We start from the raw sequence: 13529 nt of genomic DNA on the forward strand, positions 1-13529 counted from the left end.
AGCCGCACCACTCCGCAGTGCCGCGTTGCGAAGCCCCCGCGCCCAGTCATACGACATCCTCGGGGGAAGGAAAATGCCACATCCTATTCACATTGCTTGCAATGCGCTGCGGCGGAACGTAAAAGTACCTTACGGATTTCGGTTCGAAACCGATACCTTCCCGGGTGGCGAACATGGGTGTCTATCCACAACGTCATCGCATTCCCAGGCCTTCGAGCGACAGAACCGAGGCCGTTCTGCCGGTCCAAGAGAGCTCCTGGAAGACAGCGGATCAGGTATCGGCCTCATTTTCGGACCGCCCCGCCTCGCGACGTGATGCCCTGAAATATCGGCAGTTTTCCCGGCGAGGTCTGCGGCGGACCTTGAGGACGAGCCCCTTCCGTGTCCGGGCGCAGATCCAGTGGCGATGCCAGGCTGCCCTCCGGCACAGGTACAACGACTTTAACTGAAGGGCCTGCGTTGCCCCCAAGGACCCGCGCGATGCACATGGTGATCGACATACAGCAAGGAACCGCTTTTGCGGCCACCTGCGTTGATCATACGACCGCGCCGGGCGCAGACGCCCTTCCCTCTCTTAGCAAAACAAATACGGCAGCCATCCAGCTTTCGGACCTTGCGCGTTTCGCGCATGCGCCCGGGAACGCTGCCGTGGAGAAGTTCAATAATGGCAAACAAAATGCTGATCGACGCGGGCCACCCGGAAGAGACCCGGGTCGTCGTCGTGCGTGGCAATCGGGTTGAAGAATTCGACTTTGAGGCAGCGAACCGGAAACAGCTTCGCGGGAATATTTATCTGGCAAAGGTGACGCGGGTCGAGCCCTCGCTTCAGGCAGCCTTTGTCGAATACGGCGGCAACCGCCACGGGTTCCTGGCTTTCAGCGAAATCCATCCAGACTATTACCAGATACCGGTCGCCGACCGCGAAGCGCTGCTGGCAGCCGAAGCGGCCGACCGCAAGCGCGAGGAAAGCGACGGCGAGGAAAAGCCGAAGCGCCGCCGCCGCTCCCGCGCCGCGCGCAACGAGGCAACTGAAACCGTTGCCAGCGAGAAGATTGATTCGGACGCTGCCGAAGAAGGTTCCGATAGAGCAGCCGACGCCGGTGAACAGCCGGAAGAAGCAGCGGATGCCGGGGCGGTGACCGCCAAGGCTCCGGAAGGTTCCGAGGATGCTGGCGACGTCTCCGGCGATGGCGAAGATGCAGCCGCAGCTTCCGATGAAGCGGAAGAAGAAGATGAAGCGCCTGTCCGTTCGCGCGGACGTGGCCGCGGCCGCCGGGGCCGTCGCAACGACGACGAAGACAACGATGCGGACAACGACATCGACACTGTCGAATCCGTCGGCGCGGAAGATGCGATGGAAGAAGTTCCTGAGCGTTTCATTCCGATGCGCAAGCAGTACAAGATCCAGGAAGTCATCAAGCGCCGCCAGATCATCCTGGTGCAAGTGGTCAAGGAAGAACGCGGCAACAAGGGTGCTGCGCTCACCACTTACCTGTCGCTCGCCGGCCGTTATTCCGTGCTGATGCCGAACACCGCCCGTGGCGGCGGCATCTCCCGCAAGATCACCCAGCCGACCGACCGCAAGCGCCTGAAGACCATCGCCTCCGAGCTGGATGTGCCGGAAGGCATGGGCGTTATCCTGCGCACGGCCGGTGCCAGCCGCACCAAGGCCGAGATCAAGCGCGATTTCGAATATCTGATGCGCCTTTGGGAGAACGTGCGCGAGCTGACGCTGAAATCCAGCGCCCCCAGCCTCGTCTATGAGGAAGGCAGCCTGGTCAAGCGTTCTATCCGCGACCTCTACAACAAGGACATCAACGAGGTTCTCGTTGCCGGCGAAGAAGGCTATCGCGAAGCCAAGGACTTCATGCGCATGCTCATGCCGAGCCATGCCAAGAACGTCCAGCCTTACCGCGATCCCTCCCCGCTCTTCATCCGCTACGGCGTAGAGCCGCAGCTCGATGCCATGTTCTCGCCGCAGGTCACCCTGAAATCCGGTGGCTACATCGTCATCAACCAGACCGAAGCCCTGGTTTCGATCGACGTGAACTCCGGCAAGTCGACCCGTGAACACAATATCGAGGACACGGCGCTCCAGACCAACCTGGAGGCGGCGGAAGAAGTCACGCGGCAGCTGCGCCTGCGCGATCTCGCCGGCCTGATCGTCATCGACTTCATCGATATGGAGGAGTCGAAGAACAACCGGTCTGTCGAGCGCAAGCTGAAGGATTGCCTGAAGAACGACCGCGCCCGCATCCAGGTGGGACGCATTTCGCATTTCGGCCTTCTGGAAATGTCGCGCCAGCGCATCCGCACCGGCGTCCTGGAAAGCTCGACCACGCCTTGCCCGCATTGCCAGGGCACCGGCATGATCCGCTCCGTGGAATCGGTGGCGCTGCACGTGCTGCGCTCCGTCGAGGACAATCTCCTCAAGGGTGCTTCGCACAACCTGATCATTCGCACCACGACCCAGGTCGCGCTCTATATCCTCAACCAGAAGCGCTCCAACCTGGTCGATCTGGAAATGCGCTTCGCGATCGATATCGAAGTTCATGCCGACGACATGGTCAACGGCCAGCTCTACGTGCTTGAGCGGGGTGCGCCGGTCGACCGGGACCGTGTTCCGATGCCGGCTCCGGTCACCACCATTCATCCGGACACGTTCGACATCATCGACGAAGACACCGAACAGCCTGAGGTCGAGGAACTCGCGCAGGAAGAGGACGACGACGACGGCCGCCGCAATCGCCGGCGCCGCCGCAAGCGCCGCCGGGGCGGCGAAGGCCCGAAGGACAATGGCGATGCCCGCCAGGTCCAGGCCGAGGGCGACGAAGACGGCGATGACGGCCAGGACGACGATCAGCCGCGGGAAGTCCGCGCGGAAGAAGACGATGCGGGCGACGACGAGCCGCGCCGCAAGCGCCGCCGCGGCCGCAGGGGTGGCCGCCGGGGCCGCCGCAACGGCGAAGGCGACGAGGCAAGCCTGCAGGCGGAAGACGGCGACGACACCGAAGGTTCGGCCGACGGTGCTTCTCAGGAAGCAGCCGAAGTGAAGGAAACCGAACCGGAGAGCGTCACGGCAGAAGCTTCCGCTGACGAACGCGACGCCGACGGCGAGTCCGGATCTGAAGAAACTGGCGCCGATACCGTTGCCGAGGAGGTCGATGGCGAAGAGGTTGCCGAAGTTTCGGCCAGCAGCGATACGATCGTCGTCGAGACACCGACATCCGAACAGCCGGTCGCGAACGACGCCGAGGAAGAGGAGCCGGCCAAGCCTGTACGCACCGCTCCGGCGGAACCGGTCGTGACCAGCGAAACGTCCAACGAGGATAAGCAGGACAAGCCGAAGCGCGGCGGCTGGTGGCAGCGCGGCAGATCGTTCTTCTGATCAGATTGCCAGTGATTGGGCGGCCGGATGGCCGCCTCGGAAAGAAATCCCCCGGCCCAGTGCCGGGGGATTTTTTGTTTTCGGTCGAAGTGCCGTGAATGAACCGGCTTCTCGCCGGAGTTCGTTCGCCGCCGATTGCCTTTAAGGCAGTTGCGCCTTGACCAAGCCTTCCGCAGCGCTCTTTGCGGCGCCCGCAGGATCCGGATCAAAGCCCATATGCGCGGCGACGATCGCTCCTTCCTTGAGGAGCATGAGCTGGCGGGCGAGCAAATCCGGATCGCGCGCTTCCGCCTTCTCCGCAAGTGAACGGATTGCCGTCAGCAGCAGGCGCTTGTGCTCTGCCGATTGGACGTGAGCCGGATGGGATGGGTCCTGAAACTCTGCCGAAGCCTTGATGAACATGCAGCCCCGGAAGGCGGGGTCGGCGAACCATTCCTTCAAAATATCGAACAGCGCCAGGAGCTTTTCGCCGGGCAGCAGATCCAATTCGTCGAGGCGGCGCAAAAACCAATTGCGGAAGGTCTTGTCCCGGTGACGCAACACAGCCAGGATCAGCTCCTCCTTGGTCCGGAAATGCTTGAACATGGTCGTCTTGGAAATACCGGTTTCGGCCACGAGTGTATCCATGCCGGTGGCGTGGAACCCGTCCCGGTAAAAGACCGCCAGGGCCTTGCGCACCAGTTCGTCGCGTTTGCTCGGTCGCATGCTCACCCTTTCTGTACCGACCTGTACATAGTCTACGTAAATTGCATGCGCAAGTGATGCCCATCACACCGATAGTTCCAAAACCGTTTTAGACGCTACCTGGATCCATCCATTGCCAGTTGAACGACAAATCCAAGCCCTACCCTTGAAAAGATGTACAGATCGGTACATATAAAAATCATAACTGAACAGAACGGTACATAAACACCTTTCTTCTTCACGAGGCAGACCCATGTTTTCGCTCCGTCCCGCCTATCCGCGCGGCATCTATGTTTTCGGCGCGGTCGCTTTCGCCTTCCTGCTGTTGGCTGCAGCGATCAGGCCTGAGGCCGGCCAAGTGGAAGCGGATAGAAAACCTGCATCCGCCTCCTCCCCCCAATTGCTCGCCATGGATCTTGCGCAATGACAGACCAACGCCCGCCCTTGCCGCCATTCACACTGGAAAGCGCCCGTCTCAAGGTACGGGCGGCCGAAGACGGCTGGAACAGCCAGGACCCGGCCAAGGTGGCGCTTGCCTATACTCCGGATACCCTATGGCGCAACCGCTCGGAGTTTCCGGCCGGGCGCGAGGAAGTCATCGCGTTTTTGACCCGCAAATGGCAGAAGGAACGGGATTACCGCCTGATCAAGGAACTTTGGACCTTTGCCGGCAACCGGATTGCTGTGCGCTTTGCCTATGAATGGCACGACGGCGCCGCGCAATGGTACCGATCTTATGGCAATGAAAACTGGGAGTTTGCGCCAAGCGGCCTCATGCATCGCCGCTTCGCCAGCATCAACGACCTGGCGATCGCAGAAAGCGATCGCAAGATGCATTGGCCGAAGGGCCCACGCCCGGCCGAGCATCCGGGGCTCAGCGAACTCGGGCTTTAACTTCGAGAAATGGCCAAAGCGGGACACCAGGCCGACAACCGGGCATCCCTTTATGTTCAGGTGCGGCCGGGCCGTCGCTTCAATGCGTCACGACCGACAGGGCGCCGTTCTGCAAAAAGTAGCCCTTGTTGAAGTGGGCCAGCTCGAGCAGGTTGGTTGTCCTGATATCGGTGAAATCCGGCAAGGCTTTTCTTGCCGGATCGAATGACCTGTGAACCTGCGACAAAAATATCAGGATCGCGCCCCGTGCCGCCGCAAACTGTTTCAACGTCTCGATCTGCTGGCCAAGCGGCGGTTCGGATCTGCGCTGGTCCATGACCTGCAGATAGTCCACCACCGCGATGGTCCCGGGAACAGGGTCTCCAAGCGCGGCCGTGATGCTGCTCGCACAAAGACAGTCGCTCAGCTCCAGGTCTATCCGGCTTGCTGCACCCTGATAGCCACTTTCCGACAGGCTTCGGCTGATCTCCTGATGCGTGCATTCCGCTGAAAAGAACACTGCGCGGCGGCCGTCTCTTTCCGCTTCGGCAAGGACCTCAAGCCCAAGAACTGTCTTTCCTTGGCCCGGCCGGGCTGCCAGCACCAGCATGTCGCCGGTCTCAAGCGTTGCCAAGAGGCGCGCTGCCGGACCCTGCGCCTGCGCGTTGGCGGCCAGGTGGTTCCAGGATCTGTATCCTTCCCGGCGAGCAATCTCGTCAAGCGCGAGGTGAAGCGCCACTGATTTGCGGCGCGCAAGCAGACGGGCTTCACGTTTCAGACGGAAAACGGGTGCGGAGAACTTCATGTGCAACTCCCTGCCGCATGCAAAACCGCAATCCCTCCTCATGCGCACGCTCGGGCATCGAGAGCCTTAAAAGAATACCCTGCAGGTCGGCTGCTGTTCCAAACGGAGGGGGACGGCGCGGGTCGAGCCTGGCAAAGGTTATCCGATTCCCGGCAAAGGCCACCAGCCCTGTCGCGCCGCTCCGTTCACTGGTCCCTGCTGAGGCCCTTTTCTTCAAGCTCGCGCAGATATGTGCCCCAATGCGAGTCGCGGTCGCTGCCGAGTTCGAAGAGGTAGGTCCAGGAGAAGATGCCGGAATTGTGCATGTCGTCGAAATGGATCTTCACCGCATAATTGCCGACCGGATCCACTTTCATGATCTGGACATTGCGCTTTCCGGGGATGGTCTTCTTCTGGGACGGATTGTGGCCCTGAACCTCTGCCGACGGCGAACAGACCCGCAGATACTCGGCCGAAAGCTCGTGCCGATCCCCTGTATCGAAGGCGACCGTCAGAGATTTCTTGTCCTTGGAAACGCGCAGTTCTGTCGGCCAGGGGGCGGTCGGTTCGGTCATGTCCGGATCCTTTGAGGCAGGGCGGGCGCGGCCCGCAACAGATGCCGGACGATAGCGGCAGCCTGCTTTCCGTCAAGCGGCGTCTTGTCCCGCCCGTTTCACTGCTTCGTATCCGTCCAGCGCGGCCTTGCGGGCCTTGGCATGATCGACCAGGGGCAAGGGATAGTTTTCTCCTAGACTGACCCCTGCCTGCCGCAAGGCCTCATCCGGCGCTTCGAACGGCGCGAACAGGTAGGCTGTGTCCAGCGCCTTCAACTCCGGCACCCAGGTGCGGACATAGTTGCCCTCCGGATCGAACTTCGCGCCCTGGCTGATGGGGTTGAATATGCGGAAATAAGGCGCTGCATCCGCTCCCGAACCGGCAACCCATTGCCAGCTGGCCGAATTGTTGGCGAGGTCCGCATCCAGCAACGTGTCGCGAAACCACGCTTCGCCATGGTGCCAGTGCAGACGCAGATGCTTGATCAGGAAACTTGCGACAATCATGCGCACGCGATTGTGCATGTAGCCAGTCTGCCAGAGTTCGCGCATGCCGGCATCGACGATCGGATATCCGGTCTGACCTTTCTGCCAACGCTCCAGATCCTCGCTGCTCTCCCGCCAGGGATAGGCATCGAAGGCCGGTTTCCAGTTCTCGGAAGGCAGTGCCGGAAAGTGATAAAGCAGATGATAGGCGAATTCACGCCAGGCGATCTCTGACAGAAACTTCATGCCGTCGCCGGCAAGCGAAGGATCCTTTTCCATTACCGCCTGCGTCAGGTGCCAGATCTGACGCGGCGAGATATCGCCGAAATGAAGATGGGGCGACAGGCGGGAGACGTTGGGCAGGTCCGGACGGTTGCGCAGCGGTCCATATCCATCGAGCCCCGCTTTTAGAAAGCCGTCCAGCCGGGCTTGTGCACCAGCCTCTCCCGGCTGCCACAGCTCTTCCCATCCGTCCGCCCAGTTTGGCTTGACCGGCAGCAGCCCGAGCGCGTCAAGATCGTCCCCCCCATCGTAGGCTACTGTGTCGATCGTGTCAGGCACGGGCAATGGCTGCGGAACTTCTTTTTGCTGTGCCGTCTTCCAGAATGGCGAATAGACCTTGAACGGGCCGCCGGACTTCGTTTCCACCTCCCACGGTTCCCAAAGAAGCGATGCCTTGAAGCTCCTCGCCTCGATGCCTTCTTCTTTCAGGGCGGCCTTCAGATCCGTGTCGCGTTCTACGGCATGGGGTTCGTAGCACCGGTTCCAGTACACGGCATTGGCGCCAATTTCCCTGGCCAGTTGCGGTATCAGATGTCTTGCGCTGCCACGCAGGAACACGAGCCCGGGCAGCTCGGATTTCAGCGCAGCCAGGCTTTGATGCAGCCACCAGTGGCTCGCCCCGCTCAATGGATGCGTGTCGCCGGACTGGCTCGGCGTTTCCAGAATGAAGACAGGAAGAATCGGGCCCTGTCTTGCCGCCTCAAAGAGCGCCGTATTGTCGCTGAGGCGCAGATCCTGACGGAACCATAGAAGTGTTGTCATGCTGTCCCTAATTTTTCTCTGAAGCCAATACGCCGGAGACGGCAATCGGATCAATCCTGACCTCTGCATCCCTTCCTCCGGCGGCGGCAAATAATATCGGGGCAGCTTCTTGTTTCTGGTTCGATTTCGTACTAATTAGTGCGATATCGTACTTTTTAAAGCGAGGCAGGCATGACACTTTCCCGGCGGAAAACCCTGGCCCTTCTGGGCGGCGGCGTGGTTGTTGCGGCGGCAGCAACCGGCGGCACATTTCTGGCGACCCGAACACCGCAGAGGGCCGTGGCTCCCTGGCAGGCCGCGGGAGGTTATGACGACCCGCGCCTTTTTGCTCTTTCCTACGCGCTTTTGTCCCCCAATCCCCATAACCGCCAGCCCTGGCTGGTCGAACTGACCGGCAAGGACGGATTTCTCCTGCATCGCGACAAGACCCGTGAACTGCCTGTGACCGATCCGTTCAACCGGCAGATCTTTATCGGTCTCGGCTGTTTCGTGGAACTGATGTCGGTTGCCGCGACGTTGCAGGGCAAGGCGGCCGCGATCACGCTCTTTCCGGATGGTCCGGATGGTCCCGTCGCCTCGGTCCTTCTGGCGGACGGCGCGGAAACCGACCCTTTGGCAGCACATATTCTTGACCGCAGGTCCTGCAAGGAACCCTTCGAAATGCGGGCGGTTCCTGAAAGCATGGCGCAGATCCTTTCCGGCTACGGACGTGTTCTGACCGAAGAAACAGAGGTAGCCGGCGTGCGCGATCTTACCTGGCAGGCCTGGCTGACGGAAATGCACACCTTTCCTGCCCTTAAAGAAAGCGTCGACCTGATGCGTTTCGGCAAGGCCGAGATCAATGCCGATCCGGACGGTATAGACCTTGGCGGTCCGTTTCTGGAAAGCCTGATGCTGGCCGGCCTGCTGACCCGCGAAAGCCAGCTCGATTTCAGTTCGACGGGTTTCAAGGAAGGCGTGAAGATGTACGAGGCAATGCTGAACGCAACACCTGCCTATGTGGTGGTGGCAACCGGCGGTAACGAACGGGTGGACCAGATCGCCGCCGGGCGGCGCTGGCTGCGGCTCAATCTGGAAACGACACGGCTCGGACTGGCGCTGCATCCGGTGAGCCAGGCACTGCAGGAATATGCTGAAATGGCCCCCCATTACGCACAAGCCCACCAGTTGCTTGCCAAACCGGATGAAACCGTTCAGATGCTGGGGCGCCTCGGCTTCGGCCCGAAGACGCCGCGCACTCCCCGCTGGCCGCTTGAAACAAGGATAATGAATGGATAACGAGACACGGCATCTCTTTTTCAGCTTCTTCAACGAGATCGGCATCATCGCGCAGCTTAGCCGCGCGGCGATGGAACTGCGGTTGCCGAAAGGCCTGACCCTGCCCCATTTCAGCGTCGTCAACCATCTGATCCGTGTGAAGGACGGGCAAACCCCGTTGACCCTTGCCAAAGCCTTCCAGGTGCCGAAGACCACGATGACACATACGCTGGCAGGGTTGTCGGAGCATGGCTATGTCGAGATGCGGCCGAACCCGGAAGATGGCCGCAGCAAGACAGTCTGGCTGACGGCAAGCGGCCGGAATTTCCGCGAAGAGGCGATCCGGTCCATCGATCCGGACATCGAAATGTTGCGAAACGCTATCCCGCCCGAACGGATCGGCGACATTCTGCCGGTGCTTGCAGAAGTCCGGTCCTTCATGGATTCTTCCCGCAATTGACAAAACTACACTGACAAGTTTACCTGTTGCCGCATACTGGACACTGCCAGTCCGGTTTCAATTGATCTTCTCCAGTCTCGCACCATATGATCGGGACAAAAGGCAGAACCGAGGGAGAGCGCGACGTGACAGACGGCAAGATTGTTGTTCCGGCACCGGTGGCAATCGATCAAGCGGCGACACCGATGATCGATCCGTTCGGGCGCGCTGTCACCTATTTGCGTGTCTCGGTTACAGACCGGTGCGATTTCCGCTGCGTCTATTGCATGGCGGAAGACATGACTTTCCTGCCTAAGCGTGAAGTGCTGAGCCTTGAAGAGCTGGACCGGCTATGCACTGCCTTTATTGAAAAGGGGGTGCGCAAGCTGCGCCTGACCGGTGGCGAGCCGCTGGTGCGAAAGAACATCATGAGCCTGATCCGCAGTCTCGGCCGACACCTGGACAGCGGTGCGCTCGACGAGCTGACGGTGACGACCAACGGTTCGCAGCTCGCGCGATATGCGACGGAACTCTACGACGCCGGTGTTCGCCGTATCAATGTGTCCATCGACACGCTCGACGCTCAAAAATTCAAGGCCGTGACCCGTTGGGGCGACCTCGGCAAGGTGATGGACGGCATTCGCGCTGCAACCGAAGCCGGGCTCAGGATCAAGATCAACATGGTCGCGCTCAAGGACGTCAACGAGCACGAGATCACATCCATGCTCGAATGGTGTCATGCCCATGGCCATGACCTCACCATGATCGAAACCATGCCACTCGGTGAAATCGACGGCGACCGCACCGATCAGTATCTGCCGCTCTCGACCGTCCGCGCACGGCTGGCAGAGCAGTTCACGCTGACGGATATTCCGTTCAAGACCGGCGGTCCGGCGCGCTATGTGACGGTGGAGGAAACCGGCGGCAGGCTCGGCTTCATCACGCCGATGACCCATAATTTCTGCGAAAGCTGCAACCGGGTCCGGGTCACCTGCACCGGCCAGCTCTATATGTGCCTCGGCCAGGACGACATGGCGGACCTGCGCGCGCCCCTGCGGGCCTCGGAAGGCAACGGCTTGCTCAGCGCTGCCATCGACGAAGCCATTGGCCGCAAGCCGAAGGGTCATGATTTCGTGATCGATCGGACCCGCAAGCAACCTGCCGTTTCCCGGCACATGAGCGTGACCGGCGGCTGACCGCCACCGGGCCGATTTCCGTTCCAACGTCTTGAGAAGACATGCCGGCAGCCGTCACTCGGCTGGCACGAGATCCGCTCGGGCTGCGTTGAAACGGATTGCAAGGGCAGCGATCAGACTGCCCGCCATGCCGAATGCCATGACCGCAATCATGCCCCACGGCGTGCCGCTGAGGCTGCTGCCGGCATAAAGCCAGGCGACGACGGTCCCGGCCAACGCGCCGGTTGCAACCTGCATGGACGCCGTCAGGCCGGAAGCGGCCCCCGTCAGTTCGGGTCTGACGCTAACCGCACCTGAAAGCGCGCTCGGCAGGCAAACGCCATTGCCGAGCCCCAGCAGGAACATCGGCAGGAAAAGCCCTGTAGGTGTCAACGTTCCGAAATGTGCAAATGCGGCGATCAGAACAACACAGACGATGCCGATCAGAGTTCCTGCAATAATCATCGGATACATGCCAACCCGTTGAGCGAAGCGGCCCGAGATATAGTTCCCGGCAATGTATCCGAGCGCGACGAACATGAAATAGAAGCCCATTCCCGCCGCACTGAGACCCAGGAGATCTGCTGCGATAAACGGCGCGCCTCCCAGATAGGCGAAATAGGCAAGCGCGCTGAAGGCGGCCGTCAGTGCGTAGCTCCAGTAAAGCGGCTCGCGGAACAAGGCCGCATAGGATCGCAAGACCTGTCTTGCGCCAACCGGCCCGCGGTTGTGGTGCGTCTCCGGAAGGTTGCGGATACTTGCCCACAGGACACCGATCCCGAATACCAGCATCAGAACGAAACCGCCCTGCCAGCCATAGAACTGGTCGAGCATGCCGCCGATCGCCGGCGCGATCGTCGGCATCACGGCAAGGCCCATGGTGACATAGCCGATCATGCTCGCCGCTTCCTTGGGCTCGTAAAGATCCCGCACGATCGCCCTGCCCAGAACCAGGCCGGTGCATCCGCCTGCCGCCTGCAGCACGCGGGCGGCGATAAGCGCCTCGATGGTCGGCGCCAGCAGGCACAGAACGCTGCCGACAACAAAGAGAACCATGCCCGCAATGATCACCGGACGGCGGCCGAACTGGTCGGACAACGGTCCCCAGAACAGTTGCGCAACAGCGATGGCAATGAAGAAGGCCGACATGGACAACTGGATCTCGCCCGCCGTCGCCGAGAACACGAGCATCATGCCCGCGAGCGACGGCAGGTAGATCTGCATCGCCAGCGGACTAATGGTCGAGATCGCCACCAGCACTGCCAGGGAAGGTTTTGCGTCGCTATCGATGGACGGGGAGCAGTCGGAGGTCATGCTCGGGAGGGACCCTTCTCATTTTGCCGACGCCTGGGGACGGTTTGGTCTCAATAAGATACAAACTGGCCGTGATCGGGGTGTGAAAAGTCCCAATGCTGCCGAGACGACACTCGAAACGATTGAAAAATAACGGTAAATCCAACTTCCCGCGAAAAACGGAAGGCGTTGGCGTCACGCCGGGTGATCCAAGCGTGAAATTGAAATGCACGTGTCGGAAAACTCCCGCTTCCCGAAAAGTGGAAGCAAGATTCCTCGACCTATAAGGCACCAGGCTGCAAAAACAGAACCGCCGCTCTTTCTGGCAAAAGACCGGCGGAACTTGTTCTGTAATCAGGCCGGCAGGCCCGGTATCGGTCTGCGGAATTCCTAGTCGAAAACGATTTTCGGCGCTGCGCGCGCAGCACCGCCCGAGACGCCGTCCTCGATTCCGGCCAGCACGCGTGCAGCAATCTCCTTGTAGATCCCGGCAGGTGCTCCTTCCGGATCGGAGACGACAACCGGCGTGCCGGCGTCCGACGTTTCGCGGATCTTCATGGTCAACGGCACTTCTCCGAGGAAAGGCACGTCAAGCCTCTCCGCTTCTGCCCGCGCGCCGCCATGGCCGAAAATGTCGTGGCGTCCGCCGCAGTCCGGGCACAGGAAATAGCTCATGTTCTCGACGATGCCGAGCACAGGAACATCCACGCGCTTGAACATGTTGAGCCCCTTGCGCGCGTCGATCAGCGCCAGGTCCTGAGGGGTGGACACGATCACGGCACCGGCCAGCGGCACTTGCTGGGCCATGGTCAGCTGGGCGTCGCCCGTGCCGGGGGGCATGTCGACCACCAGTACATCAAGTTCGCCCCAGGCGACTTCCCGCAGCATTTGCGTCAGCGCAGAAATCACCATTGGTCCGCGCCAGATCATCGGCGTTTCCTCTTCCACCATGAAGCCCATGGACATCACCTTGACGCCATATCCTTCCAGCGGCTTGAGCATGCGGCCGGAAAGGGATTCCGGCCGGCCGGACACATTGAAGAGGCGCGGTATCGAAGGCCCGTAGATGTCGGCGTCGAGAACACCGACCTTCTTGCCCAGTGCGGCCATGGCAAGCGCAAGATTGGCGGTGGTGGTAGATTTGCCGACACCACCCTTGCCGGAGGCGACGGCGATAATCTGCTTGATGCCCGGAACGCCAGGTTTCGTTGGAACCTGTTCTTCCACAGGCCGCCGGGGCTGGCGCGGAGCAGACGCCGGTGCCTGCGGCGGAGCCACATTGCGCGCGGCGCCCGGGGCACGTTCAGCCGTCAAGGCAACCATGACGGTTTCGACCCCATCCACTTCCCGCACCACCTTCTCGGCTGCCTGGCGCAGCGGCTCCAATTCCTTTGCGCGCTCCGCCGGAACGGTAATGGAAAAGGCAACGCGGCCATCGGACACGAAGACATCCGAAACCAGCCCCAGAGAGACGATATTACCCTCCAGATCCGGTCCCTTGATTTGCCTCAGCCTGTCCAGGACTGCATTTTTGATGGTGTCGTTCATGTAT

General features: G+C 60.9%; 12 protein-coding genes. 6 read left to right on the forward strand and 6 right to left on the reverse strand.

All coding sequences use genetic code 11. The annotated features are described in order from the left end of the window. Positions 1–664: 664 nt before the first annotated feature. Positions 665–3388 carry an Rne/Rng family ribonuclease gene (locus ACX3M4_RS05260; protein ID WP_459357537.1) on the forward strand — a complete coding sequence of 908 codons (2724 nt, stop codon included), beginning with the start codon at positions 665–667 and terminating at the stop codon, positions 3386–3388. A gap of 141 nt (positions 3389–3529) precedes the next feature. Here the strand turns inward: ACX3M4_RS05260 and ACX3M4_RS05265 are convergent, their stop codons facing one another. After that, a complete protein-coding gene (locus ACX3M4_RS05265; protein ID WP_459357538.1) occupies positions 3530–4093 on the reverse strand; it encodes a TetR/AcrR family transcriptional regulator in 564 nt (187 codons plus the stop codon). A 232-nt stretch (positions 4094–4325) separates the two neighbouring features. Here ACX3M4_RS05265 and ACX3M4_RS05270 point away from each other — a divergent pair, with 232 nt between their 5' ends. Then, positions 4326–4499: a hypothetical protein gene (locus tag ACX3M4_RS05270; RefSeq protein ID WP_459357539.1), complete on the forward strand. Its 174-nt coding sequence runs from the start codon at positions 4326–4328 to the stop codon at positions 4497–4499. Then, complete coding sequence (locus tag ACX3M4_RS05275; RefSeq protein ID WP_459357540.1) at positions 4496–4966, forward strand: nuclear transport factor 2 family protein; 471 nt, start codon at positions 4496–4498, stop codon at positions 4964–4966. The genes ACX3M4_RS05270 and ACX3M4_RS05275 overlap by 4 nt, the downstream gene beginning before the upstream one ends. A gap of 79 nt (positions 4967–5045) precedes the next feature. Here ACX3M4_RS05275 and ACX3M4_RS05280 read toward each other — a convergent pair whose 3' ends face one another. From ACX3M4_RS05280 to ACX3M4_RS05290, 3 genes are all read right to left on the reverse strand, one after another. Then, the gene (locus tag ACX3M4_RS05280; RefSeq protein WP_459357541.1) at positions 5046–5750 is read right to left on the reverse strand and encodes a DNA helicase; all 705 of its coding nucleotides are present in this window, start codon (positions 5748–5750) and stop codon (positions 5046–5048) included. Between the two features lie 185 nt (positions 5751–5935). Beyond that, positions 5936–6304 carry a gamma-butyrobetaine hydroxylase family protein gene (locus tag ACX3M4_RS05285; protein WP_459357542.1) on the reverse strand — a complete coding sequence of 123 codons (369 nt, stop codon included), beginning with the start codon at positions 6302–6304 and terminating at the stop codon, positions 5936–5938. Positions 6305–6376: 72 nt separating this feature from the next. Beyond that, positions 6377–7813: a cryptochrome/photolyase family protein gene (locus tag ACX3M4_RS05290; RefSeq protein WP_459357543.1), complete on the reverse strand. Its 1437-nt coding sequence runs from the start codon at positions 7811–7813 to the stop codon at positions 6377–6379. Positions 7814–7984: 171 nt separating this feature from the next. On the opposite strand from ACX3M4_RS05290, the gene ACX3M4_RS05295 reads away from it, so the two are divergent. The 3 genes from ACX3M4_RS05295 (at position 7985) to moaA (ending at position 10705) form a co-directional block, all read left to right on the forward strand. After that, positions 7985–9091, forward strand: a complete 1107-nt coding sequence (locus tag ACX3M4_RS05295; protein ID WP_459357544.1) for an Acg family FMN-binding oxidoreductase — start codon at positions 7985–7987, stop codon at positions 9089–9091. Beyond that, the gene (locus ACX3M4_RS05300; protein WP_459357545.1) at positions 9084–9530 is read left to right on the forward strand and encodes a MarR family winged helix-turn-helix transcriptional regulator; all 447 of its coding nucleotides are present in this window, start codon (positions 9084–9086) and stop codon (positions 9528–9530) included. The genes ACX3M4_RS05295 and ACX3M4_RS05300 overlap by 8 nt, the downstream gene beginning before the upstream one ends. Before the next feature lie 86 nt (positions 9531–9616). Further along, positions 9617–10705: a GTP 3',8-cyclase MoaA gene (moaA, locus tag ACX3M4_RS05305; protein ID WP_459357546.1), complete on the forward strand. Its 1089-nt coding sequence runs from the start codon at positions 9617–9619 to the stop codon at positions 10703–10705. Positions 10706–10759: 54 nt separating this feature from the next. On the opposite strand, the gene ACX3M4_RS05310 is transcribed toward moaA, so the two are convergent. Both ACX3M4_RS05310 and ACX3M4_RS05315 read right to left on the reverse strand, forming a co-directional pair. Next, entirely contained in the window at positions 10760–11998 is a 1239-nt protein-coding gene (locus ACX3M4_RS05310; protein ID WP_459357547.1) for a multidrug effflux MFS transporter, read from the reverse strand. 369 nt (positions 11999–12367) lie between these two features. Further along, entirely contained in the window at positions 12368–13525 is a 1158-nt protein-coding gene (locus ACX3M4_RS05315) for an Mrp/NBP35 family ATP-binding protein (RefSeq protein WP_459357548.1), read from the reverse strand. Positions 13526–13529 lie beyond the last annotated feature (4 nt).

Source organism: Roseibium sp. M-1 (assembly GCF_054515675.1).